The 17,184-nt window shown below is 24.5% G+C and carries 16 protein-coding genes; 9 read left to right on the top strand and 7 right to left on the bottom strand.

What is annotated here, in order from left to right; all coding sequences use genetic code 11:
* Positions 1-127 precede the first annotated feature (127 nt).
* A complete protein-coding gene (locus AC4FRL_RS01655; protein WP_491138278.1) occupies positions 128-946 on the top strand; it encodes an AraC family transcriptional regulator in 819 nt (272 codons plus the stop codon).
* Between the two features lie 150 nt (positions 947-1,096).
* Positions 1,097-1,609, top strand: a complete 513-nt coding sequence (locus tag AC4FRL_RS01650) for a ferritin (RefSeq protein ID WP_491138277.1) — start codon at positions 1,097-1,099, stop codon at positions 1,607-1,609.
* A gap of 33 nt (positions 1,610-1,642) precedes the next feature.
* Here the strand turns inward: AC4FRL_RS01650 and AC4FRL_RS01645 are convergent, their stop codons facing one another.
* Positions 1,643-1,996, bottom strand: coding sequence for a hypothetical protein (locus AC4FRL_RS01645; RefSeq protein WP_491138276.1), 354 nt, complete (start codon positions 1,994-1,996; stop codon positions 1,643-1,645).
* 116 nt (positions 1,997-2,112) lie between these two features.
* Positions 2,113-4,053 carry a GTP-binding protein gene (locus AC4FRL_RS01640; protein ID WP_491138274.1) on the bottom strand — a complete coding sequence of 647 codons (1,941 nt, stop codon included), beginning with the start codon at positions 4,051-4,053 and terminating at the stop codon, positions 2,113-2,115.
* 190 nt (positions 4,054-4,243) lie between these two features.
* Between AC4FRL_RS01640 and AC4FRL_RS01635 the strand changes: the two genes are divergently transcribed.
* Positions 4,244-5,272 carry a lactonase family protein gene (locus AC4FRL_RS01635; protein ID WP_491138273.1) on the top strand — a complete coding sequence of 343 codons (1,029 nt, stop codon included), beginning with the start codon at positions 4,244-4,246 and terminating at the stop codon, positions 5,270-5,272.
* 25 nt (positions 5,273-5,297) lie between these two features.
* Here AC4FRL_RS01635 and AC4FRL_RS01630 read toward each other — a convergent pair whose 3' ends face one another.
* Positions 5,298-6,077, bottom strand: a complete 780-nt coding sequence (locus tag AC4FRL_RS01630; protein WP_491138272.1) for a histidinol-phosphatase — start codon at positions 6,075-6,077, stop codon at positions 5,298-5,300.
* Positions 6,078-6,303: 226 nt separating this feature from the next.
* Here AC4FRL_RS01630 and AC4FRL_RS01625 point away from each other — a divergent pair, with 226 nt between their 5' ends.
* Entirely contained in the window at positions 6,304-6,924 is a 621-nt protein-coding gene (locus AC4FRL_RS01625) for a methyltransferase (protein ID WP_491138271.1), read from the top strand.
* 27 nt (positions 6,925-6,951) lie between these two features.
* Entirely contained in the window at positions 6,952-8,403 is a 1,452-nt protein-coding gene (locus AC4FRL_RS01620; protein WP_491138270.1) for a cation:proton antiporter, read from the top strand.
* A gap of 74 nt (positions 8,404-8,477) precedes the next feature.
* Here the strand turns inward: AC4FRL_RS01620 and AC4FRL_RS01615 are convergent, their stop codons facing one another.
* Positions 8,478-9,452: a hypothetical protein gene (locus tag AC4FRL_RS01615; RefSeq protein WP_491138269.1), complete on the bottom strand. Its 975-nt coding sequence runs from the start codon at positions 9,450-9,452 to the stop codon at positions 8,478-8,480.
* Between the two features lie 663 nt (positions 9,453-10,115).
* On the opposite strand from AC4FRL_RS01615, the gene yjeM reads away from it, so the two are divergent.
* Positions 10,116-11,729: a glutamate/gamma-aminobutyrate family transporter YjeM gene (yjeM, locus tag AC4FRL_RS01610; protein WP_491138268.1), complete on the top strand. Its 1,614-nt coding sequence runs from the start codon at positions 10,116-10,118 to the stop codon at positions 11,727-11,729.
* Between the two features lie 42 nt (positions 11,730-11,771).
* Here the strand turns inward: yjeM and AC4FRL_RS01605 are convergent, their stop codons facing one another.
* Positions 11,772-12,203: a MarR family winged helix-turn-helix transcriptional regulator gene (locus tag AC4FRL_RS01605; protein ID WP_491138267.1), complete on the bottom strand. Its 432-nt coding sequence runs from the start codon at positions 12,201-12,203 to the stop codon at positions 11,772-11,774.
* Positions 12,204-12,932: 729 nt separating this feature from the next.
* Here AC4FRL_RS01605 and AC4FRL_RS01600 point away from each other — a divergent pair.
* Positions 12,933-13,523, top strand: coding sequence for a metal-dependent hydrolase (locus AC4FRL_RS01600; protein ID WP_491138266.1), 591 nt, complete (start codon positions 12,933-12,935; stop codon positions 13,521-13,523).
* A gap of 64 nt (positions 13,524-13,587) precedes the next feature.
* On the opposite strand, the gene AC4FRL_RS01595 is transcribed toward AC4FRL_RS01600, so the two are convergent.
* Positions 13,588-14,124, bottom strand: a complete 537-nt coding sequence (locus tag AC4FRL_RS01595) for a glutathione peroxidase (protein WP_491138265.1) — start codon at positions 14,122-14,124, stop codon at positions 13,588-13,590.
* A 113-nt stretch (positions 14,125-14,237) separates the two neighbouring features.
* Positions 14,238-15,449, bottom strand: coding sequence for a BaiN/RdsA family NAD(P)/FAD-dependent oxidoreductase (locus tag AC4FRL_RS01590; RefSeq protein WP_491138264.1), 1,212 nt, complete (start codon positions 15,447-15,449; stop codon positions 14,238-14,240).
* A gap of 247 nt (positions 15,450-15,696) precedes the next feature.
* On the opposite strand from AC4FRL_RS01590, the gene AC4FRL_RS01585 reads away from it, so the two are divergent.
* Complete coding sequence (locus AC4FRL_RS01585) at positions 15,697-15,924, top strand: single-stranded DNA-binding protein (RefSeq protein WP_491138263.1); 228 nt, start codon at positions 15,697-15,699, stop codon at positions 15,922-15,924.
* A 285-nt stretch (positions 15,925-16,209) separates the two neighbouring features.
* A complete protein-coding gene (locus AC4FRL_RS01580; protein ID WP_491138262.1) occupies positions 16,210-17,091 on the top strand; it encodes a hypothetical protein in 882 nt (293 codons plus the stop codon).
* Positions 17,092-17,184 lie beyond the last annotated feature (93 nt).

The following is a 17,184-nucleotide window of genomic DNA, read 5'->3' as shown; positions in this document are numbered from 1 at the left end:
AAAGATTTTTATATAATAATTATAAAGAATTTAAATGTTTACTATTATTATATAAAATTACTTTTTATCTTTAAGTAATAATTTTGCCATTTTTTAATACAATATTGCTTTCAATTAAGGAGGTTTTATGAAAAATTATATATACGAAAATCATTGTCATAAGGACTTAAAATTCCCTATAATATTTCATTGTGATATTTTAGATGATAATAGACCTAGCTATTTTATGCATTATCATGAAGGTTTAGAAATATTATTTTTTTTATCTGGTGAGGCCTTAGTTTACTGCAACAATAAAAAAATAAATATTAAACCCTTTAATACAGTTATTGTAAACTCAAAAGAACTACATTCTATAGAAAAAAAATCCTCTTTTTGTAAGTATTATTGTCTTATTATAGACAATAATTTTCTTAAAGAGAATTTAAAAAACTTTACTGATTTTAAGCTTGAAAACTTAATTGATGATTTATACATAAAAGAAAATTTTGAAAAAATAAAAGAAGAGTTTACCAATCAAGACCTTTACTTTAAAGAATCCATAAAAATAAAAATTTTAGAAATGCTAATATATCTTAAAAGAAAGTATTCAAATAATAATATAAACTTCTTACCTCTTAAGGAAAACAATAAAATTTTAATGGTAAAAAATATAATAAGTTATTTAAATGATAATTTTAAAGAGGATATTTCTATAGAGGATATCTCTAGACATGTATCCTTTAGTAAATATTATACCTGTCGTGTCTTTAAAGAATTAACAGGTAAAACTATCTTAGATTATACAAATAATTTAAGATGCCTTAATGCAAGAAATTTAATAATTTATAATGGATATACAATTTCTGAAAGTGCCTATAAAAGTGGCTTTAATAATTTATCATATTTTTCTAAAACCTATAAAAAACACTTGGGAAAATTACCTTCTGAAGAAAAATTTACATAAATTAAGCATTATAAAGTAAATTCAAGATACTGCAATCTATTATTAATAGACTACTAATTTCTATTAATAATTTTTATAAATTAGTTTGATTAATTTTCCTTTTAATAATACAATTATTTTATAGAAATAATTAAAAGAAGGTGTACATATATGTTAAGTGAAAATTTATTAAAAAAACTTAATGACCAAGTTAATTTTGAATTCTATTCCTCATATACTTATTTAGCTATGGCAGCTTATGCTGAATCAGTAGATTTAAGTGGTTTTGCTAACTTTTTTAGAGTTCAAGCTCAAGAGGAATTATTCCATGCAATGAAGTTTTATGACTATATATTCCAAAAAAATGGTGTTGTTGAATTAGAGCAAGTAAATAAACCTAGAGTTGAATTTGCTAATATTATTGAAGCCTTTGAAAAGGGATATGAGCATGAACAATTAGTAACAAGCAGAATTTATGCTCTTGCTGATATAGCTTTTGAAGAAAAAGAACATGCTACTATGAGCTTATTAAAATGGTTTATAGATGAGCAAGTTGAAGAAGAAAATAACTTCCATTCATTATTAAAGAAAGTTAGAAGATCAGAAGGCAACCCTGCAGCTTTATATATGATGGATGAAGAATTAGCTTCTAGAGTGTTTACTCCTCCTGTAGCTACTAAATAATAAAGAGAAGCAAACTTGCTTCTCTTTATTATTTTAAAATAACTTCATTCTTTCTTCTCTAGCTCTTTTATTTATATAATTTACAAATCTCATTTTAAACCTTTCAAACTCTTTTAACTTAAAAAAGTTATTTAAGTCAAAGGTTAAAAATAAAGTATCTACAATTAAATATCTTAAATCATTTAAATTATCCTTGTCCTTTTCATCTACTTCTAAAGTATCAGTTTTAATCTTTAAATCCTCTATAGATTTTTGAAAACTTTCTAATTTACTAAGTATAAAATCATGACTAAAGCCTTCAAAATTTTTATTTATTATCTCCTCTATAAAATTTACGTAATTTTTATTTATTTCTTTATAGTCGTCATAAATATTTATTAATTCCATCTCTCCACCTCATAGAAAACTAATTCATCTTAAACAGTTTAAAACTTTCTTTATAAATTATAACTAAGCTAAATATTTTTGTCTAATTATATAACTTTTTAAAATTATCTTCTTAATTAAACTAAACAATGCATATAATTTTTTGCTTCTTCCCCTTTAACTAAATAAGATTGTCCTTTTGAACAAAAAATAGAAGTTGATGTATAATCCATATCTGCATTTTTATCATAAGCTATTTTCTCAATAACCTCTTCTTCATTATGACAAAGCCCATATCCATAAAACTTAAGAGAAAGTCCCCCTTTTCCCTTAGTAAAGGATTGAAATTCTAAACCATAATTTATAAAAGTAGATACAGGTCCTATTCCTTCAATTATAGCTCTTTCTTCTCCTATAATAGGCTCCTTAAAATTTCCATGCATTTTTTGAATATCAGTCATTACTCTTCCTATTAAGTTTATATCAACCTCTATTTTAAATTTGTAATAAGGTTCTAAAAGTTTGTTTTTAACACTTTCTAAGCCTTGTCTTAAAGCCCTCTTTGTAGCTTCTCTAAAATCTCCTCCAGAGGTGTGTTTATTATGAGCTCTCCCTGTTAATAAAGTTATTTTAATATCAGTAATAGGAGAGCCTGTTAATATACCTTTGTGCTCACATTCAAATATATGTGTCTTTACTAAATTTTGATTTCCAATTGTTAAATCATCTGTATGACACTTATTTTCAAATATTATTCCTGAATTTCTTTTTAAAGGCTCCATTTTTAAATGAACTTCTCCATAATGTCCTAAGGGTTCAAAATGACCATATCCTACTACCACTTCTTCTATTGTTTCCTTATACAAAATCTCTGGTGTTCCAAAATCTATCTCTTCATTAAATCTATCTTTTATAACTTCCTTTAAAACCTCTAGTTGAACCTTACCCATAATATTTACATGAATTTCCTTTAATCTTTCATCATAAGAAAGGCTTAGAGTATTATCTTCACTTTCTAAAATTTTAAACCAAGAAAGAACTTCCTTTTGATTTAACCCTTCCCTATATATCACCTTAGCCTTTAAAGTTGGCACCATATCATAAGCTTTAATATCCTCTATTGAAATTCCATTTCCAGCTTCTAAAGACTTTATTCCTACAATAGAAAATACATCTCCTGCATAAACTTCCTTTACAAGGTCATATTTACTTCCATTATATATTCTAATTTCATTTATTTTTTCTAAAACTTCTTTAGTTTCTTTTAAATATGCAATTTCTTCTTTAGTTTTTAACTTTCCTTCTAAAGCTTTTATAAAGGTTAATCTGTTTCCTTTTTCATCATGCTTTATTTTAAAAACTCTTCCCTTAAATTTTCCTTTCTTATCTTCATAATTAGTAAAAGTTAATTTATGAAAACACTTTATAAATTCTTCTATACCCTCATCAATTAAAGCTGAGCCACATAAGCAAGGAAACACTTTATTTTCCTTTATTAATTTTTTTAAATTATGTAATAATTTTTTCTTTTCTAAATTTCCTTCTAAGTATAAAGTTAATAATTCTTCATCTCTTTCTACTATTTCTTCAATTACTTCTTCTTCTATTTTATTTGAAAAAAATATAACATCCTCTGTAAGTTTCTTTTTGACTTCATCTAAAACTCTACTTATATCTGCTCCTTCTCTATCCATCTTATTTATAAAGATAAAGGTTGGTATTTTGTACTTTTTTAACAATTCCCATATTGTTTCACTATGCCCCTGAACCCCTTCTACTGCACTTACAATTAAAATTGCATAATCCAAAACACTAATAGCTCTCTCCATTTCTTGTGAAAAATCTATATGACCTGGAGTATCTATAAGATAATACTCATCCTCCTCTATAAAAAATCTTCCAACCTCAGAATAAATGGTTATCCCTCTTTCTTTTTCAATTTTATTATTATCTAAATAAGAATTTTTATGGTCTACTCTACCTCTATTTTTTATACTTTTTGTATGATATAAAAGTTGCTCTGAAAAGGTTGTTTTTCCACAATCTACATGAGCTAATATCCCTATAGTCTTTTTCATATTAATCCTCCATTAAAAATAAAGAATAAAACTTTATACACTTTTATCTATTATAATCTTTACTATTTTTATTTTATATGGTATAACAAATAATATTTAATATTATTTATAAAATTTGTTAATATATCTTATATAATACAAATAAATTTATAATTTAACAATATAATAAACCTAAAGGGGGCTTTTAATAATGAATAAATCTATTGCATATATAGGTACTTACACAAATGGGGCTAGTGAAGGAATATATAAGCTATCTTTAGATACAGATAATGGAAAACTTTATGAGCTGTGTCCAGTTGCTAGATTTGGAAATCCAACCTATCTATGCATTCATAAAAACAAACTATATGCTGTTGGAAATCCTTTTTCCTTAGATACCTTAGGTGGAGTTGCTTCTTATAATATAGAAGAAGATTATTCCTTAAAATTAACAGGTGCTAGTTTACTTCAAGGAAAAAAACCATGTCATATAAATATAATTCCACATAAATCTTTAATAATCTCTAGTAATTACCATGAAAAATCAATAAATACATATTCTTTAAATGAAAATTTTGACATAGATAAATCCTTAAGTTCCTTTTATCATAAAGATAATTCAAAAATGCATTATGCATCCTTAACTCCTGATAAAAAATTTATTTGTGCTATAAATTTAGGAATGGATAGAATTGAACTTTTTAAATTAAATTCTAATAAAATCTTAACATACATTGAAAACTTAAGCTTTATTTGCAAAAAAGGTTGTGGACCTAGACATATAGTATTTTCAAAGGATGGAAAATTTGCTTATGTAATTTGTGAATATAGCTCAGAAATTATAATTTTAAAATACCTAGGTGAAAAGGGCTTTAAACTTATTCAGTATCTCCATGTACTTCCTAATGGTTTTGGTGGACAAAATTTTGGTTCTGCTATAAAAATAAGCCCTTGCAATAAGTTTTTATATGTTTCAAATAGAGGCTTTAATGGAATATCTGCCTTTAAAATAAATGAAGAAAGTGGTTTATTGTCACTTATAAATCACTATAGTTCTCATGGAGATTTCCCTAGAGATTTTGAAATAAGCCCTTGTAATAACTTTTTAATAATAGCTAATGAAAGGTCTAATAATTTAACTATATATTTTAAAAATAGTGATGGAACTTTAAAACTTATAAATAATGATTTTTCTATTCCCTCTCCTACTTGCATAAAATTTTTAAATAAAAGGTAGAAGCTTTTAAGCTTCTACCTTTTATTTAAAAGTTTAATTTATCTATAACACATAAATCATTTTCTTTCGCAAAAGCTAAACCTCTATCTAAATCTTTCATTTCTATAGGATTATGTGCATCTATGCCTACTATTCTTTTAACATTATACTCTTTAGATAACTCCCAAAATTCTTTTATAGGATATTGATACCTTTCTCCATTATTGTATTTTATTCTTTTTCTTCTCATCCCATTTATATTTATTTCTAGAACTACACCAAAATCTTGTGCAGCTTTTAAAATTTTTCTAGAGGCTTCAATTGAATATTTATCCCAATTTCTATAACTAATTCCAAACAAATCAGGATGAGCTAAATAAGAAAAATACCCACTTTTAATAGCTTCAACTACAAAATCTGCATAAATATTTAATATTTCAGGGGTTAAATCTATAGCTCCTATATAAACCCATTGCCCATTATAAGGAAAAAAGTGAACTCCTAAGGCTAAATAATCTACTTTATATTTATCCTTTAATTCTTCATAAAGCCAATGAAAATCAGGAAAATATTCACATTCTATAGAAGCTCTTATGGATATTTTATCTCCATATATTTTTTTTGCTTCTTCTATCTTTTTAAAATAATCTTCTAAGTCCTCATAAGCCATTCTATGATAGTTATCTATATTTTTTCCTGGATGAGGCATATGGTCAGAAATTCCAATCTCATCTATATTAGCCTCTATTGCTTCTTTAACATAATCTAAAACCTCTCCTTTAGCATGATTACATCTATATGTATGGGTATGATAATTGCTCCTCATAATTAGTCCTCCTAAATATCTTTTGTATTTTAATCATTCCTTTTTATTTTATCTAATTATAAAATTTTAACCAAGAACACCTATAGGGCATATTCTTAGCTTTTTTCACTTTTTACTAAGGGTATTTTATATTAACTAAGTATTTCTTAAAAATTACCTTGCCCAATTTAAAGTAACATAATATACTGATACATATAAATTTAAATAATTGATTAAGGAAAGAAAAATGGAAGAACAATATTTTGAAAAATTACTAAAGATAAAAACCTCTGGTGAGCAGAAAAACTTTAATGATTCTCTTCACTATAACAGGTATGAACCTACCTCTTATTCTATATTAGAACTTCTTTCTAAAGAAGAAGAATTTTCAATAAAAGATTCTATAGTAGATTTTGGTTGTGGAAAAGGAAGACTTAATTTTTACTTTAATTATTTTTTTAACCTTAATGTTACAGGAATAGAAATGAACTCCTATTACTTTAATAAATGTTTAGAAAATAAAAAAAGTTATTTGTCGCAAAATAAAATAAGAGAGGATAAAATAAATTTTTTAAATATTTTTGCTGAAGATTATAAAATCTCTCCTAAGGATAATAAATTTTATTTTTTTAATCCCTTTTCAGAACAAATTTTTATGAAGGTTCTTAAAAATATTTTAGAATCCATTTCCGAATTTGAAAGACAGGTAAACATAATACTTTATTATCCCTCTGAAGACTATATATTCTATTTAGAAAACTATACTCCTTTCTCTTTAAAAAGAGAAATAAAAATTCCTGAAAAATACGAATATAATTCAAGAGAAAAAATCCTTATATATGAACTTAAATATTTAAATTTAATATAAACTAAAGAAAAAGAGAGGATTTATTTTATGAGCGGAACTATAAATTATGATTCACTATTAATTCTATCTATAGTTGCTTTCTTTACACCCTTTTTAGTTTCTAAATTAAAAAGGGTTAATATTCCCTATCAAGTTGGTGAAATTTTTATAGGAATACTTCTAGGAAAAAGCTTTTTAAATATAATAAAACCAGACATTTGGATTTTATTTTTATCAAATCTAGGCTTAGCTTATTTAATGTTTTTAAGTGGTCTTGCTATAGACTTTGATGAACTTAAATTAAAGGAAGGAGAAAAACTAAAAGACTCTAAACTTTTTACAAGTATAAAAATGTTTATTGTTTCTATATTAATAGCTATAATTTTATCCTTTTCCTTAAAATTTCTTGGAATATCAAAGGGTTATATATTTTTTGCATTGCTTTTTACCTCTGCAGCACCAGGACTTCTTGTACCTATATTAAAGGGTAAGAATATAATAAGCACTTCCTATGGGCAAACATTACTTGTTTTTGGAATAATAACTCAACTAGTAAGTTTAATAGGTATTACTTTTGTATCTTCCATTTATATAAATGGATTAAACTTTAAAAGCTTTACTTTTTTAATAATATTTTTAGTTGCAGTAATAGTATATTTTTTATCAAAAATTATTTTTAAAGTACACGACTTTTCAACAATTACCTTTAAAAACCTTCACCTTAGTGTAAGAGGTGCTTTTGTTCTTGTACTAGTTTTAGTAGCAGTAGCAGAAAAGGTAGACTCTGAAATAATTTTAGGCTCCTTTTTAGCTGGAATGGTCTTCTCCTTATTGGTAGGAAAGGCAAAGGAAGAAATATCTCACCAATTAGATGTTGTTGGATATGGATTTTTAATTCCTATATTTTTCATAATGGTTGGAGTTAATGTAAATTTAAAAGATGTTTTTGAAAATCCAAAGGCTTTTCTTAAAATCCCTATATTTATTTTAATATTTTTCTTAGTAAAATTAATTCCTTCTCTTTTATTAAAAAATAAATATGGAACTAAAAACTCTTTAGCTGCTTCTATGATTTTAACAGCACAACTTAGCTTAGTTATAGTAGGAGCTCAAATAGCCTTAAATCTAGGTTATATAAATTTAGCTGATTATTCAGCCTTTGTAGTTACAACTGTAATTACTTGTATTTGTTTCCCTATCCTTTTTGAAAAGTTAATAAACTTAAAAATAGAAAATAATCCTTTAGAAGAAAAGGAAGAAAAAATTATAATTCGTGAAGTTTTCATAAGTAGCACTTGGTATATAGGAAAAGCTTTAAAGGATTGTAAATTGCCTACAGGATGCAGAATTTTTTCAATTATTAGAGATAATAATGAATTTATGCCTAAGGCTAATACTATTTTAAAAGAAAAGGATTTAGTTATTTTAGCAGGAGTAAAAAAAGATGTAAACAAAACTATTGACATGTTATCAACTTGTAATTTAGCTTTACCAGAATAAAAAGAATAAAAGCTCTTATAAATATTTATAAGAGCTTTTATTTTATCAAAATTTTTATTTTAAAAATTTCTCTTCTAAGATAAGCTTTTATAAAAATCTAAAATTAGCTTATCATTTTTGCTATACTCTCTTAATAAAAAATCTAGTACCCCCTCTTCTCTCCATTTAAATGATAAATCCTTAAAAAGATTTTCCTTAGAAAGCCAAATATATAATTCTTCTAAAAAGCTATCAAACTCTTTTTTTAAAGAATCTATTGAGAAATTATTATATTTTCTACTCTCATACTTTTTAAATATCTCTTTTAATATTTCTTCTTTTAAAGTTTCTATTTTCTTTAAGATTTTCTTATTTCTATTTATTAAAATAAAAAACTCCTTACTCGAAAAATCATAAATATCAGAGCCCTTTAAAATCTCCTCTTCTATACTTTCTAAAAGATTTAATAAATACCTATATTTTTCCTGTTTCTTAAATAAAGAAGAAAAATCTTTTAAAATAAAATCCTTTAAATTTTCTTTTTCTTTTTCTAAGTTATTATTTATTGCTATTTTTTCTTCATAGCTTTTATAACTTAATAAAGAATTTTTAAGAAATAAAAGAATTTCCTCTTTCCATAAAATATAATTAGAATCTTTTGAATTAATAACCTCAAATAAAACATTATTATTTGAAGAATTTTCAAATAAACCTTTAGAACTTAAATAAATTATTTTATCAGTTAATATAAAATTACTGTCATTTAAGGAATTTAATAATACAGCAGTATTTTCTTTATTTAATAACTTAATAAGTTTTATACTATTTAAGGCTTCTTTTTGATTTTTAAATTTATAATTAAATTTAGTTATTAAAATTTTAGGACAATTTAAATCCCCTAAAGCCCTTAATATTTTTTCATTTAAGGAAATAGAATTACTTCCTAAAACAACATACCTCGGATTACATTTTAATGTTCTTTCAATAAAAAAATCTAAATTTTCTTCTAAATCCTTTAACCCTAAAATAGCTGTTTTTTTACTATTTAAACTATTTACTCTATATTTCATACTTTTTAGATAACTTCCTTTATAAAGCTAACCTCAACTTCCCCCCTTTCTAAAAAATTAATACTATTAAGTAAAAAAATCTAAAACCTAATTTTTAATAATTAAAGGACTTATGTTTTTTTAAGGAATTTTTAACCTTTAAAGAACTAAACCATAAGATTATAAAGGTTATAATGGTAAACCAGCCTAGCTTTGAACCTTTTATTAAAAAAATAAAACTTAAAAATAAAAAATAAAAAGCACCTAAAATCCATAAATATCTTTGATTTTCTAAGGTCATTTAATCACCTAAAAATAAATATATATAAATTATATGTTTTTTTAAATTAAGTTGTACCTTATTTATTTTTAAGTTCTTTTCTAAAATAAAAAGAATATAATATATAATAAGAAAGGCCTTTCTTTAATTTTTAACTCTTTAATTTTTAGTTCATATTATAAATAAAAATTAATTTTATAAATTTTGGTAAATTTATTATTTTTATATAAAATCCATTAAATATTTATTTATTTTATAAAAATATATACTTTTACGACTATTTTTATTTACTTTTTGTTAACAAATCATTAATTTATTAAGATACTTTACTTTAATTTAATCTTTATTATTTGTATACTTAAGAAAAATAAGATTTTAAAAGTATATATGAGAGGTGATTTTATATGGAATCAAAAGAAAAAAGCAAATTAACACTGACAGCCTTAATTCTTATGATTTTCACATCAGTTTATGGCTTTACTAACATGCCAAGAACTTTCTATCTTATGGGTTATAGTGGAATCATATGGTATATTTTATCAGCTATTTTATTCTTTATTCCTTATGCTTTCATGATGGCTGAATATGGCGCAGCTTTCAGAAAAGAAAAGGGTGGTATTTATTCATGGATGGCTAGATCAGTTAACCCTAAATTTGCTTTTATAGTAACCTTTATGTGGTTTTCTTCAAACTTAATATGGATGGTATCAGTTTCTTCATCTATTTGGATTCCTTTATCTAATGTATTCTTTGGAAAAGATACAACTTCAACTTGGAATATCTTTGGATTAACAGGACCTCGTGCAATGGCTGTTTTAGCTATAATATTATTAATTACAATAACATTTGTTTCTTCTAGAGGATTAAATAAAATATCAAAAATTACTTCTATAGGTGGAACTGTTGTTGCTTTAGCTAATATAGTTTTAATAGCTGGTGGATTCTTTGTACTTGCAAGTAACGGTTTCCAAGCTGCACAAGGATTTAATATTGAACAATTTATTCATTCTCCAAATCCAGCCTATCAGTCTCCTATAGGGGTTCTGGGATTTGTAGTTTTTGCTATTTTTGCTTATGGTGGTATTGAGGTTGTAGGTGGATTAGTTGACCAAACAGAAAATCCTAAAAAGAACTTCCCTAAGGGTATAAAAATATCAGCTTTTGTAATCGTTATTGGTTATGCTATAGGTATTTTATGTATTGGTTTCTTTGTAAACTGGAATAGAGATTTAACTGGTCCTGATGTAAACATGGCTAATATAGCTTATATTATTGTAAATAACCTTGGTTTTTATATAGGTGAAGCACTTGGACTAAGCATAGAAGCTTGTACAATGCTTGGTAACTTCTTTGCTAGATTTATAGGACTTTCAATGTTCCTAGCACTTATAGGTGCATTCTTTGCTTTAAGTTACTCTCCATTAAAACAATTAATAGAAGGTACACCTAAAGATATATGGCCAGAAAAATGGACAAGATTAAATAAAGAAAATATGCCAGCTACAGCTATGTGGATTCAATGTATAACAGTTATTATATTTGTTTTATGTTGTTCAATGGGTGGAGAAGATTCATCTAAATTCTTCGACTACTTAATTCTTATGGGAAATGTTGCTATGACTTTACCTTATATGTTCTTATCCTTTGCATTCCCATTCTTTAAAAAGAAAAAAGATATTGCAAAACCATTTGAAGTTTATAAAAACTATAAGAGTGCTTTAATCTGGTCTGTAATAGTAACCTTAACAGTTGGATTTGCTAATGTATTTACAATTATACAACCTCTTACAGCAGAAACTAAAGACTATGTAGCTGTAATGTTCCAAGTATCTGGTCCTATAGTATTTGGACTATTAGCTTGGATAATCTATAGAAGATATGAAAAAAATGTTTTATCAAAAAAAGTTCTATCTTCTGAAGGAACAGTTACAGAAGTAGAAGAAATAAGCTCAAATGGAGATTCTGTAGATGTAATAGACGTAGAAGTTAATAATAACAAAGATGATGATAAAAAGTAATAATTTAATATAAAATAAAAGGATGTATTTTTATACATCCTTTTATTTTATTGCTTCTAATAATATGTCTAAATCTTTTTTAAGTTCTAAAATTTGATTTTCATCCATTCCTAAAGTACAAAATACTTTCTTTGGAACTTCTATCATTTTATCTTTTAATTCTCTTCCCTTCTCTGTTAATTCAACTATAACAACCCTATCATCTTTTTTTGACCTATATTTTATTACAAGGTCCATTTTTTCTAACTTTTTTATAAGTGGTGTTAAAGTTCCAGAATCTAGATGTAACTTTTCACCAATATTTTTAACAGTAATTTTCTCATTTTCCCATAGAACAATCATAGTTAAATATTGAGTATAAGTTAAATTATACTTATCTAATATAGGCTTGTACTTTTTTATAACTTCTCTTGAAGCTGCATATAACCTAAAACATATTTGATTTTCCAATTTTAAAACATCATATTTATTCATAGTTACTCCCTTTAACTCTTTAAATATACTCCATTCCATTTTGTGCAATAATCATAAAATTAAGGATATTACTTTTTTTACTCATTGTCAATTTTTTAATTTATTACTAATACTTTATATATAATCCTATTTAATCATATAAATATTATTAAAATAACTTCCTTATAATATTATTAAATATAATTATAATAAATTTCCCTATTATAAAGATTACAAAAGTTATAATATGACCAGTTTTGCATGTTTTTTGACCAGTTATGCAAAGTGTATTTTCTAGGAGTTAAATTACTGATAAAATACATTTATGGTATTGCTAATGTAAATATTTATTTATAAAAGCTGTTAAATTACTAAAACAATATTTTATTTTTAAAATAAAATTAATTATTACAAACTCTTTTTCTCCCTTATAATTTAAATTTATATTTTTATATAAATTGATTAAAGAGATTGATATTTTACTTAAATAGATTTTGTTTTATTAATTTTCACCTTTAATGTTTAATTATTAATCCCACAGTTAAAAGTTAGATATAAATAATTATTTACTTAGTTTATTATTTTAATTTAGTAATAACCTTACATAAAATTACCACCATAACTATTAATCCTAAAAATAGAACTGTCCACTCTATTTTTTAGGATTTTTATTTTTTTCTTTATGAACTTTGCATATTATGATAATATCTTTAATATAAACTAAGGAAAACTAAATTAAAAGGAGTTTTTATGACAAAAGAAACACATAAAACAGGCGGGGTTTGCATTTCCTTGTTAATGCTAAATACTCTTTTAAGTTTATTTCTATTTCCTTATGAAATAGCTTATAAAATATTACTTATAGCTTTGTTTTTTCATTTTTCTTACATAGGCTCAATCTTTCCTGATATAGACCAAAGAAAATCATCAATTAGTCAAATGTATCCTTTCTTATCAAAACATATTGGAAGTAAATGTAGACATAGAGGTTTTACTCATAGCTTATTTTGTCTTTCTTTAATAATCTTATTTTGCTATGTAATATTAAATGTAAGCAATTATAATATTATATTTTTAGTAATTTCCATAGGCTTTGTCTTAGGATATATATCTCATTTATTCTTAGATTTTCTTACCTCTGAAGGAATAGAACTTTTATATCCTTGTAAGGCTAATTTTAAAATAGCTAAAATCAAAACAGGTTCAAAAAGTGAAAAAATAATAAATAAACTAATAAAGCTATTCAACTTTTTATTAGTTATATATAATATAATACTTATTTTATCGGATTTTTTAGGAATAAATATAATTAGAGCATTAAAAAATATAATTCCTCTTTAAGATGCTTTAATTTAAATCATAAAGAAGCTAAAAAATACCTATGCTAAAAAGCATAGGTATTTTTTTATTCTTCTAGTAATTCTTCTATAATTTTTTCTAAATCTTTAGGTTCAAAGGTAGGTGCAAATCTTGCTACTACATCTCCTTTTTTATCAATTAAAAACTTAGTAAAATTCCACTTTATCTCTTCTCCCTCTGTTTCAAAGCCTAAAGATTTTAATTTATCATAAAACTCTAAGGACTTTGTATCTTCCTTTGCCATAGGTGCTTCCTTTTTTAAATACTTATAAAGTTCACAAGCATCTTCTCCATTAACAGAGACTTTTGAAAAAGTTTTAAAGGTTGTTCCAAAGTTAACTTTACAAAAGTTTTGAATTTCTTCATCACTTCCAGGAGCCTGCTCAAAAAATTGATTACAAGGAAAATCTAAAATTTCAAATCCTCTATCTTTATATTTTTTATAAAGTGCTTCTAAGGCCTCATATTGTGGAGTAAATCCACATCCTGTAGCTGTATTAACTATTAAAAGAACCTTTCCTTTATAATTTTTTAAAGGAATCTCCTCACCTAAGACATCTTTAACTTTAAAGTCATATAGCATAATTACTTCTCTCCTTTTAAAGGTATTTTATTTCTCTTTTTAATTTATCCTATAAAAAATTTTTAATACTAAAACTTATTAAATTTAATATGATAAATTTAAATTTAATCCCCTTAAAAATCACTTCCTGCTAAATAGCCTGTAGAAAAAGCCATTTGAAGATTATATCCTCCTGTTTCTGCATCTATATCTATAACTTCTCCTGCAAAATAAAGATTTTTTATAAGCTTAGACTCCATTGTAGAAGAATTTATCTCCTTTGTTTTAACTCCTCCTGAAGTTACTTGTGCAGCCTTTATAGTTAAAGTTTCAAATACAGTAAGCTTCATATCTTTAATATAACTTATTATTTTATTTTCATCTTCTTTTTTTAAATCACTAGCCTTAACTTCACTTAAAGATAAAAGTTCAAAAATTTCCTTTAAAAAATTTTGAGGAAGAATTCCCTTTAAATTATTTAATACAGTCTTATTTTTATTCTCTCTCATTATTTTTGAAATATCCTCTTTAGATTTATCCCTTAAAAAATCTAAACTTAAAGATACTTCCCCATTTTCTAAGGCCTTAGTAATATATGATGATAATTTCAGTATAGCAGGACCTGATACACCAAAATGAGTAAAAATCATATCACCAAACTTTTCATATTTTCTTTTATTTATCTTAGCTGAAACAACAACATCCTTCATAGCTACCCCTTGAAGATTTTTCACAAAACTCTCCTTAGTTACAAGAGGTATTAAGGCTGCATGTATTTTAGTTATTGTATGACCATGTTTTTTTAACACATCATACATAAAACCATCAGAACCTGTATTAGGAAAGCTTTTTCCACCTGTAGTTACTATAACCTTATCTCCTAAAATTTTTTCTCCTTTCTCTGTTATTACTCCCTTTATTTCATTATCCTCTATTAAAAAATCACAAACCTTTGTATTATATAAAGTCTTTACTCCACTTTCTTTTAATTCTTTTTTAAAAATACCTATTACTTCTTCAGCAGTATCACTTTTTGTATAAACTTTTTGGTCTAATTCAACCTTATATTCTAATCCTCTTTCACTTAAATACTCTAAAAGATTAATATTCGAAAAATTATATAAAGCACTATATAAAAACTTATTATTTGTAACTATTTTATCAAAGAAATCCTCAATATCTCTATTATTAGTTATATTGCATCTTCCGCCTCCTGTAAGTTTAAGCTTTTTTCCAATATCATCATTTCTTTCTATAAGTAAAACTTCATTATTTTTAGAAGCTTTTAAAGCTGCCATTATTCCAGCTGGTCCACCACCAATTACTATTACTCTTTTTTTGCTCATTAGTTTCCTCCAATATTTAATTTAAATATATAATTAAAATTCTTTAAATTACACTATTAAAATTTTATTTAGTTTATTAAAAATATATAAGTTATTATACACTAAATAAAGCTATTTAAACTATACTAATTTACTCTCCTTAACTTCTTCTTAAATTTAATTTAATCCTTATTAAAAATATAAGTTCTAAAAAATATAATGAATCATATAATATATTTAGTAATTAAAATTTTAAGGGGGAGTTCTTATGAATGCAATATTGCCACAAGCAGTTAATCTATTAAGCTATATAAATTCTGGAGAAAAATTCATAGTAAAGGATCTTTTCCCTAAAATAATATGGGATAAGCTATCAAATACAGAAAAGAAAACTTTAGAATCAGCTTTTTTAAAGCATATAAGAAAAAAATCTGAACTTAAAATAGAGGCTCTTGAAGAAATAAGAGAGGGTCTTAAGGTTTATAAAAAGCTTTAAAACTAAATTTTTCTTGACAAAATTACACCTTAAATGTTATCCTTATTAAGCAGTTGGTACGTATAGTGCTAATTCTTGTAGAGCTTGGTTTAGTCCTTCGCCGGATTCCAAGCTCTACTTTTTTAACATTAAAAATCTTATAAAGTTAATTAAAGAAGCTCCTTTTATAAACAAATCTTTATTTTTATGCATATAATAATATGAATATTTGCTTTAATATTAGAAAGGAGGAGCACTCAATAGGTAGATATTATCTAATGATTTTATAATCTATTGAAGGACTTTATGGAAAAAAATTTATTTAATAATGAAGCCTTAGATGATATTATTTTTAGATTATCAAATAATAATATTTCCACCTTTTTTTATGAAAAATTAGGTGAAAAAAATATGATACTAGAAGGATTAAACACTGATTTTTCAGGGGTTGCTTCTACCACCTTAAGTGGTTGTTCCTTTAAACTTCAACAATTAACTCTTTTTAAAAGACTTTTAAATGAAGTAGAATTAATCTTAGAATTTATTCTAAATAATAAAGAGGATTTTAGAACCTGGTTTAACAATAACCCTAATTCCTATTTTAAACACTGTTCTATATTTAAAAACTCAACTTTAAAAAAAGATTACTATAAAGATTTTAAAGCATCTTATAAAGAACTCTTATCTAAGTACAATCTAAATCTATTAAATTTTATATCTTCACTTATATTCTTATCTTCTTATAACTGTTGTCTAAAGAAAAATTCAAATTGTGAAATTGCTTTTATTAAGGCATACTTAGAAAAACATTTAGATAAAGTCTATGAAAACAAGGAAAATATAGATGATTTTGTAGAGAACTTAAACATTAAACCTTTAGAGTTTAAAGATGAGCTAAGGAATATTCTTTCCTTAATAGCCTCTGAAGCACTATACTTTGAAGATATCCCTCTTAGGTTATTAGAGTATTTAAATGCAAGTGATGTTTTAAGAATAATAATATTAACTGTAAATGTAAAAGAATATATATCAGAAAGTAAGGTAATTCCTTTAAATCTTTCAAAAAAATCCTTTATGAATATAGATGAATATAAAAAATTTATGCATTCTATAAGCGAATCTTACATCAGAATATATGATTTTGATGAAGAGGTTAGAAAAAAAATAGAAGAAGACCTTAAGCTTTAGAAAAAAAGGCAACTAAATTTTTATTTAAGTTGCCTTTTAAATAAAAGACTAAAGTATTTAATATATATTTTAAAATAAATATTATATAATAAA

This window comes from Clostridium sp. TJA032, from assembly GCF_058310275.1.
This window is presented reverse-complemented; position numbering and strand designations above follow the sequence as displayed.